Origin of the sequence: Algoriphagus sp., from assembly GCF_029254265.1 — a bacterium.
Lineage (GTDB): Bacteria > Bacteroidota > Bacteroidia > Cytophagales > Cyclobacteriaceae > Algoriphagus.
Map to the genome: position 1 here is coordinate 1 of NZ_JAQWXX010000087.1, position 16,633 is coordinate 16,633.

The following is a 16,633-nucleotide window of genomic DNA, read 5'->3' on the forward strand; positions in this document are numbered from 1 at the left end:
GAAAGAATACCTCTGAAAAACTAGTTTTCAAAGGACTGGCTTCGTCGGCCTACGGCCTCCTCTGCCAGTCCTTTGAAACATAAATTTAAACCTAGACACAGTTTAATGAACTATCCCAGAGAAAATCTAATGTGTAAAAATTCTAACCAACCCTAAAATTCATTTACACACTTTTCGAGATAATGTCAGCACTATTGCTTTTCGGTTTTGTACTGCTCAGTATTTATTATTATTCTTTTTCATATTTTTTATCAATTTCCCCAAGTCTTTACCTTTCTTTTTTCTATCCAGAGCATTTGACTCGAAATATATTCTCTCTTTTTCCATCTTGAGGAAATTCTCATATAATTCAGGGCTCAGGGTATTGTTTTTTAAAGCTGTCAATACCGCACATCCATCTTCAGTAGTGTGAGTGCAGTCACTGTACTTGCACTCTTTAGAAAGATTCAATATTTCCTCAAAAGTCATTTCAAACCCATCAGAATCATCAGTTATGCCAACTTCTCTCATTCCTGGATTGTCGATTAGAACACCGTTTTCAAAGACTATTAATTCTCTATGAGTCGTAACGTGCTTTCCTCGGTCTATACTTTCACTTATCGCCCCTGTTTTTACCAATTTACTTCCAGCTATTGTGTTGATTAGTGTGGACTTACCAACACCAGAAGATCCCAATAAGCAATAGGTTTTTCCTTTCGTTAGTTTTGATTTGATTTCCTCTATTCCCAAATGAGTTTGGTTGCTAATCGGAATTATGGGGACGTTTTGGATTCGTTTTCTTACTTGGGTTAACAGTTCTTTTAATTCCGATTCTTCAATTAAATCAATTTTACTAAGAACAATAATCGGCTCAATTTTAGAGGCATTGCAGATAGTTAAGTATCGCTCAAGCCGATTGATACTAAAATCTCTATTAACAGATTGAATAATAATCCCAACGTCAATATTTGCAGCAATAATTTGAGTTTGCCCAAATTTTCCAATTGCTTTTCTTTCCAAAATTGAATTCCTCTCAAGAACAGCATGAATTAGTGCTTTGTCTTCATCATATTCAGAAATTGCGACCCAATCCCCAACAAAAGGTAATTCGCTCTGATCAGAAACTGTGAATCGTAAATTCCCAACAAGTTCACAATCAAATTCTTTTGATTCAGTTCTTACAATAAAACGATCTCTATGCTTTAAAATAACCCTTCCAATAATAAAGGAATCAAGGCCTCGTGCTTTTCTAGCCTCTTCTAATTCATTATTATATCCTAAATCTTCGAGTGTCATTTTTCTTATTTAGCTCAACGTCTCGCTATCACCCATAATTAGGTGATTTTTTCAAAATTATTTAAATCATCCCCACGGTATTCTCCAATACCCCAATTCCCTCAATGAAGATTTTCACTTGGTCACCTTCTTTTAGGGTAAATCCATCAGGCACGATACCCGTTCCAGTCATCATGAGACATCCTATTGGAAAGGTATTCGCCCGGAAAAGCCACTCAGCCAATTCTTTTGGCTTGCGTTTAAGTTGGGTCAGATCAGTGTCTCCACTTGCCGCCAACTTGCCGTCCCGATGGATTTCAAGATGGATTTTAGTGCTTTCGCTGATTTCATCTTGAATCAGAATACAAGGACCGATTGCCGCACAACCTTCATAAACCTTTGCCTGGGGCAAATAAAGCGGATTTTCTCCTTCTATACTTCGGCTGCTCATATCATTCCCGATGGTAAAGCCCTGAATTTTTCCTTTGGGAGAAATCAGCAGTGTCAGTTCTGGTTCGGGCACATCCCAAGTCGAATCTTTGCGGATGTTGACCATTCCACCAGGCGGTGAAACCCGAGAAGCAGTAGCCTTGAAGAAAAGCTCTGGACGATCGGCATTGTAAACTTTATCATAAAAAGTGGCTCCGCCCGAATCCTCTGATTCCTCCATTCTTGCAGTTCTGCTTCGGTAATAAGTCACGCCAGCCGCCCAAACTTCCTGATTTCCCATCGGGGCAAGTAGCTCGGATTGGATTAAATTTTCGGCTTCAGATTCTGCAATTGAATTCCAAGTTTTTGATTCATTTTCCAAAAACCTTTTTAAATCCTCTCGACTCAAAAGCCCATCCCAGTCAAAGCTAGGTCCCTTTTTGAAGGAAGAATCAGTATGGAGAAGTGTTCCGGATTTGAGTTTGTAGAGTTTCATGGATTGGTAGGTTTAATCTGGAAGTTAGCCAAAATCCTGAAAAGGAAGAATCAAAATTTTACTTACAGCCCTTTTACTGTGCAGATCAAAAGATCCGTTTCCACCTCCCGCAAAAAGCATTGTTTTCCAAACTACAATCCTGCGCGGGAGCCGGTTAATTATAGCAATCTTAATTTCTACCAATAGGTCACCCCACTGGGGTGGATTTGAATTTCAAGGTTTGGTTTCAGGGAAAAGCCAATATTTCTTCTGAAAACTAAGTGAACTACTTGTTCAAAAACCTTCGTGCCCTTGATTTAAACCTTTGTGGACTTTGTGGCAAAATCCTTCAAATACTCTGTGATTTAAATTTTCTGATTTCTCAATTATGCTTTCTGATTTAAAATTCTTTGTGTCCTTAGTGTAAACCTCTGTGTACTTCGCGGTAAAAAAATTCTTGATTTCAAACTTTTCGCGCTTACATTTGCTTTCAGATCATAAGGGGTGCCTTAACAAAACGGGCTGAGATCATACCCATACTACCTGATCCGGGTAATGCCGGCGAAGGGAAATGAACCAGTAGAATTAAAAAACATTAGTAGAATTCCGGAGCGGTACCCTTCGGAGATTTCCTGTTTTCATTCTGCAAATCGGGTAAACAATCACGGAAAACTTCCCTTGAGTTTTCTCATGTTTCACTCAAATCTCCCGAAAGGGAATATGTACCATGAAAAATTTAATTCTTACCCTTGCCTTTTGCTTGGCAAGTTTTGCAGCTTTGGCACAAGAAAGCCTAAGCGGAAAAGTGCTCGATGCACAAAGCAATGAACCACTCGTTGGGGCTTCAGTCTGGATCCAAAAACTCGGAAAAGGGGCTGTTACCAATGAAAATGGAGCTTTTACTTTAGGAAAACTACCAACAGGTAGCATCCAAATCAAAGTTTCTTATCTTGGATTTGAGGAGTTTGAACAGACCATTACAATCCCTTTTTCGGGAGAATTATTGATCAGTCTTCAGGCTAGAGATTTGCTTACCGAGGAATTTGTAGTCTCCGCAACTCGAGCATCAGAAAGCACTCCGACAACCTTCCAAACAATCAATAAAGAGGATATCGCCAAGCGTAATCTCGGCCAGGATATTCCGATACTTCTGAATTTCACTCCTTCCGTAGTTACGCACTCGGACGCAGGAGCTGGAATTGGATATACTGGACTCCGAATCCGAGGCACGGACCAAACCCGAATCAATGCGACCGTAAACGGGATTCCACTTAACGATGCCGAATCCCACGGCGTCTTTTGGGTAAATATGCCTGATTTTGCCTCCTCTGTAGAAAATGTGCAGATCCAGCGGGGAGTCGGAACTTCCACCAATGGAGCGGCTACTTTTGGCGCAAGCCTCAATTTCCAGACGGATATCCGTCGGGATGAAGCCTACGCCGAAGTTCAATCAGGTTTTGGTTCCTTCAACACACTACGAAATACCGTGAAAGCAGGAACCGGATTGTTAAATAATCGATTTGCCGTCGATGCACGCCTTTCCAAGATCACATCAGATGGCTACGTGGATCGCGCATTTTCAGATTTGAAAAGCTTCTTTGTATCCGGTGGCTATTATGGGGAAAACAGCGTCATCAAGTTGAACATTTTCTCAGGAGCAGAGCAAACCTACCAGTCTTGGTGGGGGCTTCCGGAATCAAAATTGGAGACTGACAGGACAGATAATTACTACACGTACGACAATGAAACTGATAACTATCAACAGGATCATTTCCAACTCATCTACACTGGCAAAGTCGGAACCAATTGGAAGACTAATTTAGCATTGCATTATACCTATGGTCGGGGCTACTATGAGCAGTATCGAGAAGATGATGATTTTGCAAGTTATGGTTTGCCGGATGTAGTAATTGGTGAGGAGACTATCAGCAGTACTGATATCATCCGAAGAAGATGGCTGGACAATGACTTCTTTGGCTTTGTGGGATCGGTAAATTATATCTCAGACAATGGAAAATTGGATTTGATCCTAGGTGGGGGTGCCAATCGCTATGATGGAGATCACTTTGGAGAAATTATCTGGGCCAGAGTAGCCGGCGCTACGAATATCCGGGATCGCTACTATGATAACAATGCAGTAAAAGATGATCGAAATATCTATTCCAAAGCAACCTATGAGGTAAGTCCAGGGCTCAATCTTTTTGGGGATCTTCAGGTCCGAGGAATCGATTATTCCTTCTTCGGAGTCAATGATGACCGAAGAATCGTAGATGGGCAGGAATCCTATACCTTCTTTAATCCGAAGTTTGGCTTTAGCTATGAGAAACTGGGGAAAACCTGGTACGCGAGCTATGCGGTGGCTAATCGTGAGCCTACCCGATCAGACTTTACGGATAACCCGATCACGGAGGTTCCTAGACCGGAGCGCCTGAATAATATCGAAGCCGGAGTTCGGGCCAAAACTGGAAGATTCACTTACAATGCGAATTTCTACTACATGGACTACAAGGATCAACTGATCTTGACTGGCCAAATCAATGATGTCGGAGCTTATATCCGTGAAAATGTAGCCAATTCTTATCGGGCTGGAATCGAGTTGGATGGAGCTTTTCAGCTATCCAAGCAATGGGTTTTGGGTGGAAATATTGCTTTCAGCCAAAACAAGATTGCTGAATTTACAGAGTACATCGATGATTATAGCGTAGCGGATTTTGTGCAGGAAGCGATTACTTATGAGAATACCGATATCGCTTTTTCGCCAAACACAGTAGCTTCGGCCATTATCGAATACAAGCCTGTGCAGAATCTTTCGATCAATTGGCTGAGTAAATATGTAGGACAGCAATTCCTGGATAATACTTCGAATGATTCTAGGTCTCTAGATGCTTTCTTTACCAATGATCTCCGGATCAGTTATAAAGCCCAACCAAGATTTTTCAAAAGTCTGGAGCTGAATCTGATGATCAATAATATCTTCAATGAGATGTATGAGCCTAACGGCTATACCTTCAGCTATTTCGTGCCAGGGGAAACTTCAGGAAGAGAATTAATTACCGAGAATTTCTACTATCCGCAGGCAGGCACCAACTTTCTGATGGGTGTGGTGATGAAGTTTTAAAGGTTTTGGATTAGAGCCGTTCGTGAGACACGAACGGCTTATTTTTTACATATGACTTTGTATATTCTTTCAGACCAGAGCTTATACTGCTATCATGGTGGTATTGGCAAAGGGTTTTTTAGATCTGTTGGAAAAAATTTGTTAACGGGTCTCAGCTTAGAGACGGTGGGCTTTCGGAGCCGTTCCCTTCCAGCTTACTTCTTTAAGATACTGGGTTTTCTATTTACTGTGAACCGCCCGCTGTATCCAAGGTGATGTTATGGGCTTTTCTTATTACTATGATCTGTTTATAAGATTTACGACTACATTGATCATCATTTGCTTTTCTTCAGGTTTACTTTCAGCAATTAACAAAGTCAAAGCGACCAATGCGTTTTCACTGATTCTTTTAGTACCATCTGGAAAATACAAACTTTTATTCTTTTCTAAATACCAAATGAATAGCCACGCTGCAATTCTCTTGTTTCCATCTGAAAATGAATGGTTTTTGACAACAAAATATAAAAGGTGAGCCGCTTTTTCTTCTAAACTTCGGTAAAGTTCTATTCCATCGAATGTTTGGTCTATGGCTGAAATTGAACCCTTAAAGGATTGGTCTTTTTCATTTCCAAAAAGACTTGACCCACCAAATCTTTTCTTTAATTCATCCACAGCATATTTTGCTTCATCGTAGGATATTCTAAAAGTTGCTTGGATTGGGGTATCCGATAAACTTAATCTTTGATGGTCATAATCATCCAGAATATCTAAAGCATTGGAAAATTCAGATAAAACTTCAAAAATACCTTTAGTCTGATCGTCTGAACCAAGACCTTGTATTGTTCTATTTACAAGTTTTATTGTTTTCTGGAGCTCCAGCAACCTCTTTTCGTTAATTGTATGGCCTTTTACTAGATGATCTTTAATGATCTTGTTTGCCCAAATTCTAAAGGCTGTACCCTGTTTAGAATTAACCCGATAACCCACCGAGATAATCAGATCCAAATTGTAGATTTTTATCTGTCTCTTTACCGTTCTTTCTCCTTCTTGTTGAACTTGTGAAATTTTTGCACAAGTTGCCTTTTCATCCAATTCAATGGTTTTGTAAATATTTCGGATATGCCTGACGATTGATGTCCGGTCTGTACCAAACAATTCAGAAATCTGATATTGATCCAACCAAAGGGTGTCATTTTCAAGAAGAACTTGAATAGTAGGTGCGTCTTGCCCTGACTGATAAATTACTATTTCACCTGTTTGCTTCATGAGCTAAACTTTGATTGCTGGTCTTCAAGATACTTGATTTTGGCCTTTTTGAGTTCTTGAATTGCCTCATACCCCAAATTTAAACCCAGGTAGATGGTCGAGAGATCTAATAGGTTATTAAAGAAAAGTAATCGAACGATTCTTCTAAATTCAACTTTATGGGTAGGGTTTTCCAATTGAAAAAATACTTTAACTTTCTTGTCAGTAGTCTTGAACTCTATGAAGTTATCTACTCCTTGTGAATAAGCAGGGCCACCGTAGTATCTAGCGATTGGATATATTTCAGAAAATAACATTTCGTCAACTACTTGAAATATCCGAAACTTAAATTTATCTATCTCCAACCAAGAATACGAAGTGTTATTTATTCTAATTCCTGCAACACAGATTTCAAGTTCACCTTCCAATTTCCCGTTTTTGTTTTCTTTTTCCTGGGAACCCCAGTAGGCTGCATAAAGAATCAATCCTAATATTGAAATAAGTAAGGCTCTAATTGAATAATCAATGTTTGAAGATAAATTCACTTGGCTGACGACTATAGCTATCGTCAAGAATAGAAAATAACCACCGTACATCAACTTAGATGAATTGATCCTCCAATCAATCCCATTTGATGTTATAAATATTTTTGCTTTAAATATAGGGTCGTTCATTGGTTCTCAGAATTGCCCTATAACGGTTTACATATGGCTTGTGGCGGTTTCGAAGCACTTTTCTGTCCACCGAAACCAAACTTGACTACGGAGCGAAAACCTTGCTGGCAGCCGTTTAACCGCCACAAGCTATATGCGTTGTTGGCACACGTTTTCATTTTTTTCTCAGTCGTTTTCTAAAAAAGTTCAGTATTATAAAATAGATAAAAGGCATTAATAGCAATTGAAGTCCAATTGACACGATAAGAGGAAGTGAAAAAATAAATATTTCATTTTCCACATACCCAAGAAAGGACAAAATGACTATCAAAGCAGTTCCGCCAAATCCAAATATCAGAGTCGATTTCAGGTATAAAAACGGGTAGCAAAAGTAAGTTGAGTCATCATTAATTTTGCAAATTATGACTGGTGCTAATTCACTTCTGAAATGGTGTTCTATTCTGACTTGAAAGTAATCTTCATTAAGTCTTTTTACTTGTAATTCATTTCCATTTTTAAGACCATATTTTCCTGTTTTTTGATTGGAATTTGTCGGATTCGTCTTATTAATCGCTGGTCTTGTTCTTTTAGGTCTTCTGTTTTCGTTTGCTGGGCTTTTACAAGGTTCTCATATTCCTTCTCTACCTGGTTAATTATGTCAGAATCGTAATTTCGGTCTTTAAGCAAAGTGATAGCTGCATATCGCGCGTCAAAAACATATGACTTTGAATCCATTGCGACCTTTTCCAATTCTGTGTCAGATTTGGATTTGAACTTTTCTATAAATGGATTTTTAATCATTTTATAATGTGTGCCAACATTTGTGTTTCCGCAACTACCTTCGCAAAGCATGCTTATATGGATGCCTTGCGAAGGTAGTTGCGGGTATATTTAAATTATTTTAACTAACACATATTTATTTAAATATCCAAGCCATCCATAGGGCTTTTAATTTGATCGAATCTTTTGGTCGTGCTGGGTTTATAAATATAAACCCTAGTCTGTATCCTCAAAGAAGACTTTTTTAATTACTGGATCATCCCCTGAATTTCTTCCATAGCATCTATAGCTTCTTTTTCTTTTAAAAAATCGAAGCTTAAAATGACCTCTTGATCAGATTTCAACACACATTTATACATCGTCATTTGCCCTGACATAGTCGGGGTAATTCCGTTCGGAATGTTTTTGGAGCGATAGGAATGGTGAATCAGTTCGATCTCCTGAACTTGAGGGATCTTCTCCCAATCTCCAAACTTCATCCAGGCCACATTCTGGAAATGCTTGATCCGATTACCACCAAAATCCAACAAAATTCCTGAGGATAGTGAAATCAAAATAATTCCAATCAAGCCGGCAGTTAATCCCACCGCGATTGTCTTTTCTATGGAACTCCCACTTTCAATAATCCATGGACTGATCAAAGCCAGCAGCCCAACACCTGCCAAAAGAAATCCCAGTAGTCTCGGTCCGGAGATCGAAGAACTGGAATTTGTGTAGGTATAGATTTTTGAGTTTTTCATTTTTTACGCTGCCCCCATAGTCTGTGTCCTCACAGCCCACGTCTTTCATTTACTTACCTGCTCGATAGCAAGTTATAAAAGCGTTCATTTACATCGCAACTTCCTGAATCCTTTAAATAAGAAATAGTATATGTAAAGATTTCCCAATTTTCTTTACATATAGGACTGTATATGTTAAGCGACATAACATTTAATCTGAGTACTTAATCCGGAAACAAGGTCTTATCCATTCCCGGTACGATTCGCAAAGCATTTTTATAATAGACCTTTTTCAGCACTTCATCTGATAAGCCTAGGCCATACATAGACCAAAAAGCATGATACTTTTTGTAGTATGGAAAGTATTCATCCTCGGTCTCCAGCACTCGGAAATAGGTGTAAAACTCTTCCTTGTTGTAAGCATCTTTTCCAAAAAGCAATCTGTCTTGGTATTTGGTGAAGAATTCTTTCGCCCGTCTTGGCTGACGGCCAAACTCGGCGATTACTGCACCTATACCAAAATTTACATTAGGATATTTTTCCAGATGCGCACTGGCTGCATCAAGGTCATTAGCCATCCAACCCATGTGGGCATTGATAAAGGTCGTCTTTGGATGCTTCGCAAAAACAGAATGCTGCTCAGCAATAATCTGCTCAAAAGGCACTGGATTGGTATCAGATCGCTTCCGGTTTGGGTTTAATTTCAACTCTAACCAACGCTCGTTATTGGCATCCATCGGTTGCCAAAATTGTGCAGGGTCTGCCGAATGGATGATTACTGGAATTCCCAATTCACCGGCTTTCGCCCATACGGGATCAAGCGCAGGATGATCTACGGGTACTCGATTTCCTTGGACATCCTTCACAGAAAAGCCCAAACTCTTATATATTTTCAATCCCACCGCACCAGCAGCTACATCTTCTTCCAATTCTTTTACAGCCAAACGGCTCCAATTTTCATCTCCTATCCCCGCAAAATTGATGTTGGTAAAAACCATAAATCGACCGGGTGCATGAGTCTCAAATTCGCCTAGCATAGATTTGATGTATTCCTGTTGTGAATTGCTATCCCCTCTACCAAAACCGCGACCACTCAGGTTGACCATTACCCCCATATTGATCTCATTCATCTCACCGAGCAATTGATCGATACGCTCCTTATTGATTCCGCCCTGATGGCTATGGATATCTACAAAAGGAAACTTAGCTCGAGTGACGATATGCTCAGGCACTTTCAGTGTCGAAGGTGGATTATAATCCTCAAAACTCATTTCCTGAGCTATACTTTGGTTTGCCAAAAGTAAAGCCAGGAGTGCAAGCGTTGTTGATTTCAATAAGTTCATAGGTTCTAGGTTAAGTCTTTAAAATAGAAAAAAAGGCTTCTATTTATCTAGAAGCCTTTGATTTGTTATCGTGTCGTTCCTCCATTTATAGTCTGACCGAAAAAGATTGCATTTGCATACATCTTATTTGTTCCAAACCAGAATGCTCGGAAATTCATGTTATCTGCAAATCCAATTATTCTTCCTCTTCCTACACCAGAAATCCGAACTACTCCACCATTCTTAAGTCCTTCGAGATTTGAAGGGTGAAGGTAACCTGATGCTAAAGGACTGTCTGTGTATACCACCGGATTAGCATAAGGGTTTTCGGAAGGCTCCATAAACAAGTTATCATTTCGGAAGGTATGGATTTCTGGCTTTTCGTAGCCATACCCGATTGGATGTGTGATGTCCAATTTTGCATTGAAAATCGCTCCTCCAGTTACTTTCGCTCCAGTTGTATTTTCATAATCAGCATAGCTTTTCTGCAAGCCTTTTTCTGCAGGAGCTCCTTCACGGAAAGTGAAATTCCCTACTTCATTTTGAGCTAAAAATTGCAGAGCACCACCTTTAGCGATCAGCGTTCCACCTTCAGAAACCCAGCTTTTCAGCGTTGCTGCACCAGATTTACCCAAAGAATTATAGCGGCCATCAGGCATCAAAATCACATTGTAACGATCGAGCGTATTACCGCCTATCGCATCCATCGGAAGCAAAGTAACCGGCATTTCATAGCGCTGATCGAGCAAGTGCCAGATTTCACCTGCCTCATAGCTATCTACTCCGCCATCTACCAAAAGCGCAATTTTTGGAATCTCTAAAGGTGAAATGGTCGTGGAACCAAGATTTGCCCCAGAAGTATATCCACTAGTTAAAGCATAAATATCTACATGGGCCGCTTGGGCAATTTCACTAATTTTCTGATGCATTTGTTGGGCATCGAGTTTACTTTCACCCGCACCAATCAAAAGTGTTCCTCTACCAAATGTCTTTCCATCTGGCACCGAAAATCCTGCATTGGATAGTCGAACCAAAAATCCAGCTTCCATTAAGTCATAGGCTGCTTTTGGAGCATAGTAATCAGCCCATTCCATCGCATATTGATATGCTCCCGCATTTCCAATAACTTTTCCCGGAGCCAACTTTAACGAAGATTTGGTCACTTCGGAGACATTGGCGAGGTTCAGAATTTTACTATTCAAAGCCATGTAATCCAAATTGAACGCCATCGGATAAGTCCAAGCCGAAATATCATAGAAAAGGCTATCCTGAAAGGTCGTTCGAGTTTCAAACATCGCTTTGATCAAGCGATATTGAGGCTGATCCGCTGGGACGATGTAGGCATTTTTACCTTTAAATTCTGTACCGTTCAACGTAATATCCTCATTGAGTGTAAAAACTTTGATGTTGTGTTGCAAGATTAAATCAGCAAGGTGGAAGCTTCGCGCATCATCTTCTTTGCTTCCAAAAATATATGCCTTATTCATATCTGCAGCGGTTTCTGTAGCAATTCCTTTGTAGAAATCTTTCATCCACTGATTCAGCTCAATGCGCATTTCTTTAGCAGCCTGATAGGACGACAGGTTTGCAGTGAATTGATTTCTAATCGTAAAAGGAAAGCTTAGCATCCCGTTTGCACTTTCCTGCAAGTGTCCTCGTGAACTTGCTTGCTCGAACAGAATCCCGATAGCGCCTTGCACATCTGGATAAGTGGAGCCTTTACCATAATAAAAATCATCGTAGCCTTCTTGATTGTAATAAAGTGATCCAATCTGATCCAAAGCCTTGGCGTGATAGGTTCCTATTTTTTCGGTCAGTTCAAAGTTCTTGGTAGGGGTCAGAGGGTGGACACGGGAAGGTACTCCTGGCTGAAAGAAAAAGGTACTGTTTGTTCCCATTTCATGAAAATCCAAATGAATATTTGGAAGCCATTCTTGGAAAACTTTTACCCGATTTCTAGACTCAGGATGCTGTACTGGAAGCCAGTCTCGATTTAAGTCGAACCAATAATGATTGGTACGTCCTCTTGGCCAAGCTTCATTATATTCCGCACCGTTTGGATCTCCATTAAGATTATAAGCTTTATGCGAATTCACCCAAGAAGCAAAACGATTTAGTCCGTCAGGATTTATCGCCGGGTCAAGCAAAAGCACAATATTTTCAAGTTCTGATTCAATCTCATTCGCTGCCGCAAAATGATAGGCTGCCAAAAGAGAAGCATTTGCTCCACTAGGCTCATTTCCATGGACAGAATAGCCCATAAACATCACCACGGGCATTTTCTGAATATCTACCGTTGCATTAGGATCTCGGATTTTAGCACGATCAGCTTTGATTTGATCTAGCTTGGCGAGGTTGGCGGGAGTACTAATCGTCAAGACCACCTGAGGCCTTTTCTCATAGGTACGGCCTGTTTCTTGGATCATTACCCGATCCGATGCAGCAGCTACCGCCTTCATATACATGTAAAGCTGATCGTGTGTTACATGCCAATCACCAACTTGATAACCCAGCACTTGCTCTGGTGTAGGAATAGCCGGATTATAGGTATATCCTTTCGGGAGATAATAAGAAAGATCCACCTGGGCATAGCCCACAAGGGTCATGAGGGATAAAATTAAAGAGAACAGAATGCGCTTCATAGAAATAAATAGTTAAACTTTTCCTAAATTCTTACAATTTTTCGATCCAATCACTTATTTTAGTTTCAGTGGTAAAAATAATTGAAGAATAGAAATGGATTTAGTGACTCCGGGATTTGGTTTAATTTATTGGCAAGCTGCTGGCTTAGCTTATATCGCATTTTGGATTTATGCGCTTATTGATTTGGTCCGTGCGGATTTTAAAGACCAAAATTCCAAGCTTGTCTGGGTATTGATTATCCTTATCGCCCCTTTCGGCTGCTTTTTGTATTTAGGCTTTTCCCGAAGGGATAAAAAAGGTGGCTTCAATCCCGATTTTTCAAAAATTTCTAAATCAAAAAATCGATGATCCTTTCCTTTATTCAGAATATGGGTGCGAGTTTTTTAATCATTTTATCAGTATTAAGTTTCATCTATTTAATACTGATGATTTACAGTCTGATTGATATTATCAGGTCAGAGTTCAAAGATCCCAATATGAAATTGATCTGGATTATAATTATTCTTTTTGCCCAATTGATCGGCACTTTGGTCTATTTGGTTATTGGAAAAAGCACTAAAAAATTAACTTACTGATATGTTTGGAATAGGAATAATAGGATTAGCAATCTATGCCTACACGATCTACGATGTAGTCATCAGCAACTTTGCGAGCGATACGGATAAGTTGATCTGGATCCTGATAGTGATTTTGGTTCCATTCTTGGGAACAATCCTGTGGTTCTTAGTAGGCAGAGGCAAAAGGATCAGCTAATGATCTTAGCTGAAAATCTCCTTCACAGCTCCCTCTAATACCGGGAATTCAAACTCAAATCCAGCCTTTTGAATTTTATGAGCAGATACTCGATTCCCTCCGAGTACCATAGCGGCCATTTCTCCTAGAATCAATTTCAGCCCAAAGCCAGGCACTCCGATTCCAACGAAAGGTTTTCCTTTTGCTTTGGCAGCTACTTTTGTCAAGTGATAATTTGTGGCTGGACTAGGCGCCACAGCATTATAAATACCCTGAAGCGTGGTTTTTTCCACTGCATAAACAAAAAGATTTGCGAGGTCTTCGATATGAATCCAACTCATCCACTGATCTCCTTTGCCAAGGGGTGCAGCAACAGGAGGTTTGAGCATTTCACCTAATGCTCCGCCCTGAGCATCGAGCACAATTCCTATTCGTAGCAAAACGGTTCTTAGGTGTAACTCTTCGATTTTTTTTACTTCATTTTCCCAGGCGACCACCACCTGAGCCAAAAAATCATTACCTGCTTTACTTGTCTCATCCACCAAGGCCGTTCCGGTATTGAAACCATAATAACCAACTGCTGAAGCAGAGATGAAGACATCAGGCTTGGAAACTGCTTTGGCAATGCCATCATAAAGCAGTTGGGTACTGTGAGTTCGGGAATCTAAAATTTCCTTTTTGCGATCATCCGTCCAACGCTTATCCGCCACTCCAGCTCCTGCTAAGTGAATGATGCCATCGGCCCATTCGATGCTTTCCTGATCGAGCTGCTTCTTTGCTACATCCCAAAGAAAAGATTTTTGACTTTGAGGACTTCGGCTAAGCCAAGCAACCTCGTAGCCTTTTTGTTCCAAAAGCTGGGTTATTCGCTTTCCTATCAGTCCGGAACCTCCGGTTATTAAGATATTTTTCATTGAATTCAGATTCGAGGTGATAACTTCTAAGAATTAAAATAGTTGAACAAATCCATTCTACCATCCATTCTACAGTTTGATGAATTCCAATTTCTATTCCTAATTTGTCTCAAACTTTTAAAAATTAGCATTGACTATCCAAATTCTGTTTAAAAATTTAATTCGTTGGATTGGCTTGGGAGGGCTTGTAGGTCTTTTATCTGGCTCTGCTTCTGCGATTTTTCTGATTGGACTGGATTGGGCCACAAATTATCGAGAAAGTCATCTTTGGATCATCGCTTTCCTTCCTTTGGCAGGATTTATAATTGGCTGGACGTATTACAAATACGGAGAAAAATCAGTGCGAGGAAATAATCTTCTTCTGGAAGAGCTGTACAAAAGCCAAGCACCGATTCCCCTTCGAATGACTCCATTAGTACTTTTTGGGACTATTTTTACTCATTTATTTGGAGGATCTGCAGGACGGGAAGGGACCGCAGTACAAATGGGAGGTTCTTTAGCAGATCAACTTACCAAGCTTTTTTCTTTAGCGCAAAATGATCGAAGACTGGTATTAATCGCCGGAGTTGCCGGTGGGTTTGCCTCAGTTTTCGGAACTCCCTTGGCGGGAGCGATTTTCGCTTTGGAGTGGATGTTACATCGGAAATTCAATTGGAAATCGCTCTTTCCGGCATTCTGGACAGCTTTTTTAGCGCATTGGGTTTGTATGTACGTTTGGGGGGTAGGCCATACTGAGTATTCCATACCAGAAGTTGCTCCGCATACGCTGATGAATTTACTTTGGATCATTCCCGCTGGAATCGCTTTTGGTTTATCGGGCAGATTATTTGCCCAGACCACTCATTTTTTTTCTCATCAATTTTCCAAAAGGATTTCTTACCCTCCACTAAGACCGGTCATAGGCGGACTATTGATTGCATTGTTTGTTTGGTATTCGGACAGCACTACTTACATCGGATTAGGTGTTCCCAGAATTTTGGAAGCATTTGAGACTCCATTGCCATGGTATGACTGGTTAGCAAAAACCGGTTTGACAGGTTTTACACTTGGAGCGGGTTTTAAGGGAGGGGAAGTGACACCACTTTTCTTTACAGGAGCAACTTTGGGGAATGCTTTAGCAACTTGGATTCCATTGCCACTGGCACTTTTGGCTGGAATGGGTTTCGTGGCAGTATTCTCAGGGGCTACTAATACGCCTTTGGCATGTACCGTAATGGGGATGGAGCTTTTTGGATATGAGTCCGGAATTTTTCTGGGAATTGCCTGTCTGATCGCTTACTTTTTCAGTGGGAAATCCAGTATTTATTCGTCCCAGAATCTTGAAGGGAAATTTTACGCAGACATTTCAAGCTGGCTTAAAAAGAAGAACAACTAGTTCCACGAAAGTTTTTCAAACCTTTTAAGGCAAGCGCTCTCCACAGGAGCGGCAATAATGATCCAGGTGGGAAATCCCTTTTTTTGCACAGAAAGGACATTGCATATCCGCTTCTGCATCTTGCCTCTTCTTTTGCGCAGCCATCTCTGAAGAAACAATCCCTGTCGGCACAGCAATAATCGCATAACCCAAGAGCATAATCAGCGAGCTCACCAACTGACCTAAGGGAGTAACAGGATAAATATCTCCAAAACCTACCGTGGTCAAGGTGACAATCGCCCAATACATCCCAACGGGAATACTGGTAAATCCATGTTCGGGACCTTCAATAATAAACATGAGCGTTCCCATGATCAACACGATGGTGATCACAAAGCCAATAAAAATTAGAATTTTATGGAGACTGGCTTTCAGCGAACGCGTAAGGTATTCTGCCTCGACGACATATCTTCCAAGTTTCAAAATCCGAATTACCCGGAGTAGCCGAAGGGCTCGGACGACCGAGAGCAGTTGAGAATTAACCACGAAGAAACTGAGGTAAGTAGGAAGGATAGCCAATAAATCCACCATGCCATAAAAGCTGAAAATATAGCCTTTGGGTTTACGGGAAAGCCACACCCGCAATGCATACTCAATGGTAAAGAGTATAGTAGAAATCCATTCCAAGGTCTTGAAAAGATCGCCGTATTCGATCCGGAGGCTTGCCACCGAATCTAAAATGACGATGAGAATACTCCCAAAAATCAGAATTAGCAAGACGATGTCAAACGTTCGTGATGCCCAATCATCAGATTCAAATACAATATGAGCAAGTCGCTTTTTGGTAAATGTCATCTGTTTATAATTTGATTTTCAAAGGTCATATAGCCTGTCCCGTCCCGATTTTTATCGGGATCGGGAGAATCTCGCTTTGTTATCCCGATATCCATCGGGACATCTTCCGGTGTGTCGAGTACGACATGCTCGATTTCATGCTATAATTTAGAAAATAATCT

The 16,633-nt window shown here is 40.4% G+C and carries 15 protein-coding genes and 1 riboswitch; of the genes, 5 read left to right on the top strand and 10 right to left on the bottom strand.

From position 1 onward, the window contains the following. Positions 1-216 precede the first annotated feature (216 nt). The gene (rsgA, locus tag P8O16_RS13000; protein WP_300315644.1) at positions 217-1,275 is read right to left on the bottom strand and encodes a ribosome small subunit-dependent GTPase A; all 1,059 of its coding nucleotides are present in this window, start codon (positions 1,273-1,275) and stop codon (positions 217-219) included. 61 nt (positions 1,276-1,336) lie between these two features. Then, the gene (locus P8O16_RS13005) at positions 1,337-2,179 is read right to left on the bottom strand and encodes a fumarylacetoacetate hydrolase family protein (RefSeq protein WP_300315647.1); all 843 of its coding nucleotides are present in this window, start codon (positions 2,177-2,179) and stop codon (positions 1,337-1,339) included. Positions 2,180-2,648: 469 nt separating this feature from the next. After that, positions 2,649-2,745: riboswitch (TPP riboswitch) on the top strand. 140 nt (positions 2,746-2,885) lie between these two features. Here P8O16_RS13005 and P8O16_RS13010 point away from each other — a divergent pair. After that, a complete protein-coding gene (locus P8O16_RS13010) occupies positions 2,886-5,276 on the top strand; it encodes a TonB-dependent receptor (protein ID WP_300315650.1) in 2,391 nt (796 codons plus the stop codon). Positions 5,277-5,552: 276 nt separating this feature from the next. Here the strand turns inward: P8O16_RS13010 and rhuM are convergent, their stop codons facing one another. The 6 genes from rhuM to P8O16_RS13040 form a co-directional block, all read right to left on the bottom strand. Next, the gene (gene rhuM, locus P8O16_RS13015) at positions 5,553-6,347 is read right to left on the bottom strand and encodes a virulence protein RhuM/Fic/DOC family protein (protein WP_300315653.1); all 795 of its coding nucleotides are present in this window, start codon (positions 6,345-6,347) and stop codon (positions 5,553-5,555) included. A 170-nt stretch (positions 6,348-6,517) separates the two neighbouring features. Next, the gene (locus tag P8O16_RS13020) at positions 6,518-7,174 is read right to left on the bottom strand and encodes a hypothetical protein (RefSeq protein WP_300315656.1); all 657 of its coding nucleotides are present in this window, start codon (positions 7,172-7,174) and stop codon (positions 6,518-6,520) included. Between the two features lie 471 nt (positions 7,175-7,645). Then, positions 7,646-7,954: a hypothetical protein gene (locus tag P8O16_RS13025; RefSeq protein ID WP_300315659.1), complete on the bottom strand. Its 309-nt coding sequence runs from the start codon at positions 7,952-7,954 to the stop codon at positions 7,646-7,648. A gap of 227 nt (positions 7,955-8,181) precedes the next feature. After that, positions 8,182-8,673, bottom strand: a complete 492-nt coding sequence (locus P8O16_RS13030; RefSeq protein WP_300315662.1) for a hypothetical protein — start codon at positions 8,671-8,673, stop codon at positions 8,182-8,184. A gap of 203 nt (positions 8,674-8,876) precedes the next feature. Continuing rightward, positions 8,877-9,923: an amidohydrolase family protein gene (locus P8O16_RS13035; protein ID WP_300315705.1), complete on the bottom strand. Its 1,047-nt coding sequence runs from the start codon at positions 9,921-9,923 to the stop codon at positions 8,877-8,879. Positions 9,924-10,060: 137 nt separating this feature from the next. Next, positions 10,061-12,616, bottom strand: coding sequence for a M14 family metallopeptidase (locus P8O16_RS13040; protein WP_300315665.1), 2,556 nt, complete (start codon positions 12,614-12,616; stop codon positions 10,061-10,063). A 94-nt stretch (positions 12,617-12,710) separates the two neighbouring features. Here P8O16_RS13040 and P8O16_RS13045 point away from each other — a divergent pair, with 94 nt between their 5' ends. The 3 genes from P8O16_RS13045 to P8O16_RS13050 all read left to right on the top strand — a co-directional run bounded on the left by P8O16_RS13045 (position 12,711) and on the right by P8O16_RS13050 (position 13,370). Continuing rightward, positions 12,711-12,965: a PLD nuclease N-terminal domain-containing protein gene (locus tag P8O16_RS13045; protein WP_300315668.1), complete on the top strand. Its 255-nt coding sequence runs from the start codon at positions 12,711-12,713 to the stop codon at positions 12,963-12,965. A gap of 77 nt (positions 12,966-13,042) precedes the next feature. After that, positions 13,043-13,192, top strand: a complete 150-nt coding sequence (locus P8O16_RS20555) for a PLDc N-terminal domain-containing protein (protein ID WP_367182812.1) — start codon at positions 13,043-13,045, stop codon at positions 13,190-13,192. Position 13,193: 1 nt separating this feature from the next. After that, entirely contained in the window at positions 13,194-13,370 is a 177-nt protein-coding gene (locus P8O16_RS13050) for a PLDc N-terminal domain-containing protein (RefSeq protein ID WP_075348822.1), read from the top strand. A 5-nt stretch (positions 13,371-13,375) separates the two neighbouring features. On the opposite strand, the gene P8O16_RS13055 is transcribed toward P8O16_RS13050, so the two are convergent. Beyond that, entirely contained in the window at positions 13,376-14,263 is an 888-nt protein-coding gene (locus tag P8O16_RS13055) for a TIGR01777 family oxidoreductase (protein ID WP_300315673.1), read from the bottom strand. A 130-nt stretch (positions 14,264-14,393) separates the two neighbouring features. Between P8O16_RS13055 and P8O16_RS13060 the strand changes: the two genes are divergently transcribed. Continuing rightward, positions 14,394-15,638, top strand: coding sequence for a voltage-gated chloride channel family protein (locus P8O16_RS13060; protein WP_300315675.1), 1,245 nt, complete (start codon positions 14,394-14,396; stop codon positions 15,636-15,638). A gap of 24 nt (positions 15,639-15,662) precedes the next feature. On the opposite strand, the gene P8O16_RS13065 is transcribed toward P8O16_RS13060, so the two are convergent. Continuing rightward, positions 15,663-16,472, bottom strand: a complete 810-nt coding sequence (locus tag P8O16_RS13065; RefSeq protein WP_300315678.1) for an ion transporter — start codon at positions 16,470-16,472, stop codon at positions 15,663-15,665. Between the last annotated feature and the right edge of the window lie 161 nt (positions 16,473-16,633).

Coding starts and splice junctions, on each gene's coding strand:
- P8O16_RS13040 (WP_300315665.1), bottom strand. CDS start 12,616: ATGAAGCGCATTCTGTTCTCTTTAATTTTATCCCTCATGACCCTTGTG.
- rsgA (WP_300315644.1), bottom strand. CDS start 1,275: ATGACACTCGAAGATTTAGGATATAATAATGAATTAGAAGAGGCTAGA.
- P8O16_RS13025 (WP_300315659.1), bottom strand. CDS start 7,954: ATGATTAAAAATCCATTTATAGAAAAGTTCAAATCCAAATCTGACACA.
- P8O16_RS13010 (WP_300315650.1), top strand. CDS start 2,886: ATGAAAAATTTAATTCTTACCCTTGCCTTTTGCTTGGCAAGTTTTGCA.
- P8O16_RS13005 (WP_300315647.1), bottom strand. CDS start 2,179: ATGAAACTCTACAAACTCAAATCCGGAACACTTCTCCATACTGATTCT.
- P8O16_RS13065 (WP_300315678.1), bottom strand. CDS start 16,472: ATGACATTTACCAAAAAGCGACTTGCTCATATTGTATTTGAATCTGAT.
- P8O16_RS13045 (WP_300315668.1), top strand. CDS start 12,711: ATGGATTTAGTGACTCCGGGATTTGGTTTAATTTATTGGCAAGCTGCT.
- P8O16_RS13050 (WP_075348822.1), top strand. CDS start 13,194: ATGTTTGGAATAGGAATAATAGGATTAGCAATCTATGCCTACACGATC.
- P8O16_RS13030 (WP_300315662.1), bottom strand. CDS start 8,673: ATGAAAAACTCAAAAATCTATACCTACACAAATTCCAGTTCTTCGATC.
- P8O16_RS20555 (WP_367182812.1), top strand. CDS start 13,043: ATGATTTACAGTCTGATTGATATTATCAGGTCAGAGTTCAAAGATCCC.
- P8O16_RS13020 (WP_300315656.1), bottom strand. CDS start 7,174: ATGAACGACCCTATATTTAAAGCAAAAATATTTATAACATCAAATGGG.
- P8O16_RS13055 (WP_300315673.1), bottom strand. CDS start 14,263: ATGAAAAATATCTTAATAACCGGAGGTTCCGGACTGATAGGAAAGCGA.
- P8O16_RS13035 (WP_300315705.1), bottom strand. CDS start 9,923: ATGAGTTTTGAGGATTATAATCCACCTTCGACACTGAAAGTGCCTGAG.